This is a genomic window from bacterium (assembly GCA_027622355.1).
Classification (GTDB): Bacteria; UBA8248; UBA8248; order UBA8248; family UBA8248; genus JAQBZT01.
Map to the genome: position 1 here is coordinate 1 of JAQBZT010000171.1, position 6,644 is coordinate 6,644.

Annotated in this window: 8 protein-coding genes; 7 read left to right on the plus strand and 1 reads right to left on the minus strand. The window is 61.1% G+C overall.

Annotation, left to right across the window (positions count from 1 at the left end; all coding sequences use genetic code 11):
* Positions 1-395: 395 nt before the first annotated feature.
* The 5 genes from O2807_10275 to O2807_10295 all read left to right on the plus strand — a co-directional run bounded on the left by O2807_10275 (position 396) and on the right by O2807_10295 (position 4,714).
* A complete protein-coding gene (locus tag O2807_10275; protein ID MDA1000881.1) occupies positions 396-854 on the plus strand; it encodes a universal stress protein in 459 nt (152 codons plus the stop codon).
* Between the two features lie 42 nt (positions 855-896).
* On the plus strand, positions 897-1,367 hold the full coding sequence (locus O2807_10280; GenBank protein MDA1000882.1) for a universal stress protein: 471 nt from the start codon (positions 897-899) through the stop codon (positions 1,365-1,367).
* Positions 1,368-1,378: 11 nt separating this feature from the next.
* Entirely contained in the window at positions 1,379-1,825 is a 447-nt protein-coding gene (locus tag O2807_10285) for a universal stress protein (GenBank protein ID MDA1000883.1), read from the plus strand.
* Between the two features lie 254 nt (positions 1,826-2,079).
* Positions 2,080-3,150: an ABC transporter ATP-binding protein gene (locus tag O2807_10290; protein ID MDA1000884.1), complete on the plus strand. Its 1,071-nt coding sequence runs from the start codon at positions 2,080-2,082 to the stop codon at positions 3,148-3,150.
* Between the two features lie 4 nt (positions 3,151-3,154).
* Positions 3,155-4,714, plus strand: coding sequence for a S41 family peptidase (locus O2807_10295; protein ID MDA1000885.1), 1,560 nt, complete (start codon positions 3,155-3,157; stop codon positions 4,712-4,714).
* Here O2807_10295 and O2807_10300 read toward each other — a convergent pair.
* Positions 4,703-5,545, minus strand: a complete 843-nt coding sequence (locus O2807_10300) for a DMT family transporter (protein ID MDA1000886.1) — start codon at positions 5,543-5,545, stop codon at positions 4,703-4,705. The genes O2807_10295 and O2807_10300 overlap by 12 nt on opposite strands.
* Positions 5,546-5,820: 275 nt before the next feature.
* Here O2807_10300 and O2807_10305 point away from each other — a divergent pair, with 275 nt between their 5' ends.
* On the plus strand, positions 5,821-6,315 hold the full coding sequence (locus O2807_10305) for a hypothetical protein (GenBank protein MDA1000887.1): 495 nt from the start codon (positions 5,821-5,823) through the stop codon (positions 6,313-6,315).
* A gap of 15 nt (positions 6,316-6,330) precedes the next feature.
* The coding region (locus tag O2807_10310) for an alcohol dehydrogenase catalytic domain-containing protein (GenBank protein MDA1000888.1) at positions 6,331-6,644 on the plus strand (314 nt) is incomplete at its 3' end.

Here is a 6,644-nt window from a genome sequence, read left to right on the forward strand (position 1 = left end):
CGCTGCCGCCGTCGGCCACGATCACCTCATGCGCACCTGCCAAGGCGCCCGGCCCCGCAAACAGGCTTGCGATGCGGGCAGCCTCGTTCAGCGCCGGAATCACGATGGAAATCTTCACGGCTTCCTCCTGGGCCGATGCCTTACGCAAAAATGTCTCAAAAAACACGGCATTGGGGCATATATTCTCACCCTATTTTCGGCCCGGTGTCGAACCGGAATTTTTACGCATGCATTATCAATGGATTATGGAGGCCCGCCCCCTTTTTTCAACCTGGCACATGATTTGCCTTTTATCTGGATGAGGGCTTGCAGACACAAGCGCCATCGCGGCCGGCTTGCTCCCCGGTCCGATGTGGCGATGTTACCGATGTGGACATGTTAAAGGAGGGGGGAAAATGGACATCAAACGAATTTTGACGCCGATTGATTTTTCTTCGCGCAGCCGAGACGAGATCCGTTGGGCCATTACCTTGTCCCGCAATTTCGGCTCCGAACTCCTTGTCCTGCACGTTGTTCCCGCCGAGGCGGCGGATGCGGCCTTGAAGGGAACCGGAAAGAGCTGGGACATCGTCCGCGCGGAGTTGATTGCCGAGGCGAGTCTCCTCGTTGATGAAGTTTGCCGGGAGCTTTCCGTGGCAGGCCTGGAGCATGAAGAACACATCGTCACCGGCGACCCGGTAGAGGAAATCCTGAAGACCACGCTAAGGGAAAAGGCCGACCTCATCGTTCTCTCTTCCCGGAGCCGGACGGGACTCTCCCATGCGCTTCTCGGGAGCGTCACCGAAGAGATCGTGCGGCGCGCGCCGGTGCCTGTCTTCACATTGAATCGCGAAACCACCGCCGAGGCTGCATGAGCGGGTTTGCGGGGCCGAAAAGTTTCCAGAAGGAGCATGGTCATGATGAAGAGAATTCTCGTTCCTCTCGATGGTTCGCCGCTGGCCGAGGAAATCTTGTCGCGGGTCCGCGATTTTGCGATGACCCAGGGCGCCCAGGTGATTCTGCTGCGCGTGGCGTTCGCACTGGTATTTCCCGGCTCCGACCCCTCGGAGAATCAGATCAAAGTGGTCGAAGAAGCCAATCTGTACGTTGACGAGATGAAGCGGAAACTCGAGGCGGAGGGCATGGAGGCGGAGGGCGTTGTCCGCTACGGATTTCCCGCCCAGGAGATTCTGGAGCATGCCGCCCGAAACAACATCGATCTCATCGCGATGGCCACACACGGCCGGAGTGGGCCGACGCGATGGGTTCTCGGCAGCGTGGCCGAGGAAGTGCTGCGCCATTCCCAGATTCCGGTCCTGCTATTTCGGGCGTCAAAGACAGCCGATAAAAAATACGTTCCCGGCTCGGCTTTCGCCCAGCCCAATTAAGGGGATCTGCCATGGCTAAATTCGCTCCCAAGAAAATTCTCGTGCCGATTGATTTCTCTAACTCCAGCTACTCCGCCCTTGAGGCCGCGACCGGGATCGCGGAGTTGCGCAACGCGGAGATCACCGTGATCCACGTCATGGCCGAACCGGCAACCTCGGTTCCCTACGAGGTCTACATCGACTGGGAAAAGGTCAAGTTGGAAATCAGGGCGGACGCCGAAAAACGGATCACCGAAATGTGCGAAAAGGGCTGCCCCGGCATCGCCTGCAAGAAGGAGCTGGTCTGGGGTGACGCCGCAACCGCCATCGCCGCGAAGGCCGAAGAGGAAGGCTACGACATGATCGTGATGGCCACGCACGGCCGGACCGGCCTGCCGCGGCTCTTCATCGGCAGCGTGGCCGAGAGCGTGATCCGCCATGTTCCCTGCCCGGTGCTGACCATCCGGGTGCCCGCCTGAGGAACCTCGGCAAGAGCCTCATGCCCTCTCCCCCCCCTCTCCGGGCCTGCCGGAGGGGGGGGGATTTTTTGCCGGTCCAGGAGTTGATCCCGGCCTCCAAGCCCGTATGATGGCGCCTCGGGAAGGGGAAGTTCCGCCTCCTGCAGATGCGGGGCGGCGCGTATACCCGAAAATTGTATAATCATCCTTTGTCGCCGCGCGTGCCCGAGGGAGCCCTTGCTGCGCCGGACATGGTTGCGGGATAGGAGAGTCTTTTGGCCAGGATCAAGCTCGAAAACCTCGTGAAAAAATTCGGATCGGTCACCGCCGTCGCCGGCGTGTCGTTCGACATCGACGACGGCGAGTTCATGATCATGGTCGGGCCTTCGGGCTGCGGAAAAACCACGACGCTCAACATGATCTCGGGACTGGAAACGCCCACCAGCGGCACACTCATGATCGGGGAGCGCCTCGTCAACGATCTCGACCCGGGCGAGCGCGGTCTCGGCATGGTCTTCCAGGACCTCGCTCTTTTTCCCCATATGACGGTTTTCGAAAACGTGGCCTTCGGGCTGCGGGTGAACAAGGTCGCTGACAGCGAGGTGCGCCAGCGCGTGCAGAAGGTGACGGAAACGATGAAAATTTCGCATCTCCTGTCCAAAAAACCGGGACAATGCTCCGGCGGAGAGGCGCAGCGCGTGGCCCTCGCCCGGACGATCATCACCAACCCGGACGTTCTCCTCATGGATGAGCCGCTCTCCAGCCTGGATGCGAAACTGCGGATCGACATGCGCACCGAACTGAAACGTCTTCACGAGGCACTGAAGTCCACATTCGTCTACGTCACCCATGATCAGGCGGAAGCCATGACGATGGCCGACCGCATCGTCGTCATGCGGGACGGCCACATTCAGCAAATCGGGACGCCCCTCGAAATCTACCGGACGCCGGTCAATCAGTTTGTCGCCACCTTTTTCGGCACACCCACCATGAACATGATTTCAGGGCGCATCTCCGCCGGAGAAAACCCGCTCTTCCAGTCGGAACAGTTCGAGCTTTCCCTGCGGCGCGACACCGTTCCGGCCTCCGCCTTCGGCCGGAAAGTGAACCTCGGAATCCGCTCAGAGCACATCCGGATGGGAAGCGCCGGCGTCCGGGGAGAGATCAAGCTCCTCGAACCTCTCGGAAACGAAACACTGGTATTTTTCACTTACGGCGCGGACCCGCTCTTCGTGGCCAAGACAAGCGCCGACCAGGAATACCGGGTGGGCGATTCGATACACTTCGACTTCAACCCCAATGGCGTTCTCTTTTTCGATGCCGAAGACGGCAAACGCCTGGAGTAGCGCCTTGGCCTCTCCCCTGACTTCACGAAAACCAATCGCCATCGTGACGCTTTTCGCGTGGCTGCTGATTCTCATGCTCTTGTCGGCCGCGCCGGCTCCGGGCCAGACGCCCTCGTTTCCGGCGCCATCTCCCGAGGCGCAAAGCGCCATTTTTCTTTTCCGCGAGGCTGCGGGCACCATCGAGGAAAACTACGCCTCCCTCCCCGACCGGAAAAAATTCCTGGCCGCCGGAATCTTCGGACTCCAGAAATCTCTCGGCAAGGAAAACCTGCAGGTCATCCAAAATTCTCCCCGCAGCTTCCTGCTCCGCTCCGGGGAGAACGAGCTGGCTGTCCACTTCGGCGGCTCCCGCGGGAGCGAACTCACCTCCTTCGAAAGCGCCTACCAGTTTGCTGTCATGAATGGAAAAACCGAAAAGAAAAACAAACCCCTCGAGATCATGTACCAGGCGCTCGACGGAATGATCTCGGCGCTCGACGAATTCAGCGGATTCCTGGACCCCGCCGCCTTCCGGGAATTGCAGGTGGAAACTTCCGGCCGCTTCGGCGGGATCGGCATCTCGGTCTCGATGCGCGATGGGTATCTGACCATCATCGCCCCCATCGAGGACACGCCCGGGTTCCGGGCGGGCCTGCTGCGGGGCGATATTATTCTTGCGGTCAACGTCGAGGAGATCCGCAACATAACGCTCCGGGAGGCGGTCACTCGCATGCGCGGGCCGCCCGACACGGAGGTGCGGCTTCTCATCCAGCGCCAGGGATGGGAAAAACCGCGCGAATTCCGAATCGTGCGCGCTGTCATTGAAACGCCCAGTGTCACCAGCCGCCTTCTCGAAGGGAGTATCGGCTACATCCGCATATCCACTTTCCATCAGGAAACCACCCACGAACTCGACGAGGCGCTCGAGCGGCTTCTGAAAGAAAACCCCCGCGGCTTCATCCTTGATCTGAGAAACAACCCGGGCGGCCTGCTTCTGCAATCGGTCCGGGTGGCCGAGCGTTTCCTGCCCCGGAAGAGCATGATCGTCTTCACCAAGGGGAGGCACCGCGAGCATGTCCTTTATTTCCACACCGAGGAGAGCGGACGTGTGCGCCGCAAACCCCTCGTCGTCCTCGTCAACGGCGGCAGCGCCAGCGCTTCGGAGATCGTCGCCGGTGCGCTTCAGGATCTCGACCGGGCGCTGCTCATCGGCCAGAAAACTTTCGGAAAAGGATCCGTCCAGACCATCATCCCGCTCGGCCATGAAACCGGAATCCGCCTGACCACCGCCCTCTACTACACTCCGCTGGGGCGGAGCATCCACCACAAGGGAATCCGCCCGGACGTGGTGGTCGCGGATTCGAAGAGGCCCCGGAGCGCTTCCTCCTCCGCGCCCGGCGATGGCCCCCCGGCCTTCGGCGAAAATGACCCGCAACTGGACCTGGCACGGATGATTCTTCAAAAGGGAGGGGGCGCCAGCCTCGAGGAGATGCGCTACATCGCCCGGCGCCTCATCGCCCGGAAACCGGCCGGCGAACCGAAGGAAAAAACCAGGGAAAAACCCGCGGCCCGATCAGGCGGCTGAGAAGGCTGCAACCGTGGCCACCGCCAGGGCGATTCCGAGAAGTTTCCGCTTCGTGAATCTCTCTTTCATCCACACCGTCGCCATGGCGGCGCTGACCACGAAACTCAATTGAGAGATGGGCACGACCACGCTGGCCTCGCCCGTCCGCATGGCGCTCATGAGCGCGATGATCCCGATGGGAAAACAAACGCCCGTCACCGCCGCATGCGCCCATCCGGCCCGGGAGAACTTCGGCCCTCCCTGGGAGAAAACCGCGAACAGAAAAGCCAGCCCCGTGAAGAAGACCGCCTGGCCGTGCATCAGCATCGAGGGCGCCTCCCCCGCCATCACCCCCAGCTTGTAGACGATATTGAGAAGACTGACCGCCACCATGGCCACCACCGCCCATACGATGGAGATCGGCGGGATCCCTCCCCGGCCCTGGGCGCGGCCCCCAAAATCGGAAAGCAGAAAAATCGCGCCCCCCGCAAACAAGAACCCGGCCGTTTTCCGCAGGGTGAGCGCCTCGCCGAGGAAGACAATCGCCAGGGCGGCGGCCACGATGAAGCTGATGCGGTAAATCGGGGTGCTGACGCTGGCCTCGCCCAGCCGGACGCTCCGCATGAAGGCCCAAAATCCGGTGAAGATGAAGACAGCCGCCGCAATTCCCAGGAACGTGTAGCGGCTCCAGGAATAGGCGCCCTCCAGATACGCCCAGATGATCGTGATGGGCAGCGCGATGCACGACTGGGAGAAAGTCATCGTCCCGGCGGAGATGCCCCGCCGGGCCGCGCGGCCGTAGGTAAAATCCGCCGCACCGATGAAAACGGTTGAAAAAAGAGCCGATAGCAGATGTCATGGGCGCACCCTAACCCGAAGGGAGGCGTGCCGCCAAAAGGCGAGGGCAGGAATGAGATCCCCCGGCCGGAGCAAGCGGCCCGGAGATATTTCGCCCGGAATTCGTTTCTCCTATCTTCCCTGCCCCAAAATTGTTATAATTATAAAAGAGGTTGACTGTGGGTTCCGGCGGGTACAGGTTACATGTGCAGGCGGTTGGTGGAGATTGATTTTCAACGTTTTGCCGGGAAGTTACCCCACTGCCCAGTTGACAGAAAACGAGGCGATTCATGGTTCGGATGATCGATCTGATTAAAAGCTCGAAAAACGCGGTCGCCGGCAACGACAAGGACAAAAAGCCGGCTTCCGCAGAATCCCGCGGCCGGGAAACCCCTTTCGCGCCGCCGGGCGGCGAGGAGGAGAAGCTCTCTTTTCCCCGGATGCGGGAAACCTCTCTTGCGAGCCCGCCTCCCTCGACGGGCCAAGGCGCACTCCTCCAGGGAAACGTGGATGAGTCCGGCAGCATCCGCACTCCCCGGAAGCTCGAGGCAAAAACGAAAAACTGCCCCTATCTGGGCACCAAGAAAGACCGCAAAAACGCCAAGGACTACCCCGTCCCGACCAACGTCTGCTACGCACAGGCGTCGAAGCAAAAAACACTGCTGCGCACGACGACGCTTCCCTACACGACGGTCAACGCGCAGCGCCAGCGCGAGTTCTGCCTCTCTTCTTATAACCGCTGCCCTGTCTACCAAGGCAAAGAAAAAGAAACATCCCCCAGCTGATTCGGGACTTTTCGCTTGCTCGCCATCCATCTCGAAGAGAACCGCGTTTCCCTCATCGAGCGCCCTATCCCCGTGCCGCCGCCGGGAGAGGCCCTCGTGCGGGTGCGGCGGGCGGGCGTCTGCGCCACCGATCTGGAGCTGATCCGCGGCTACATGGGATTTCGCGGCATCCTCGGCCACGAATTCGCCGGCGTGGTGGAAGGCCCGGAGAACCACCCCCTCGCGGGAAAGCGCGTGGTGGGCGAGATCAATTGCGGGTGCGGCACCTGCACGGTCTGCCGCTCGGGCCGTGAGCGGCACTGTCCGGACCGCAGCGTCCTCGGTATCCT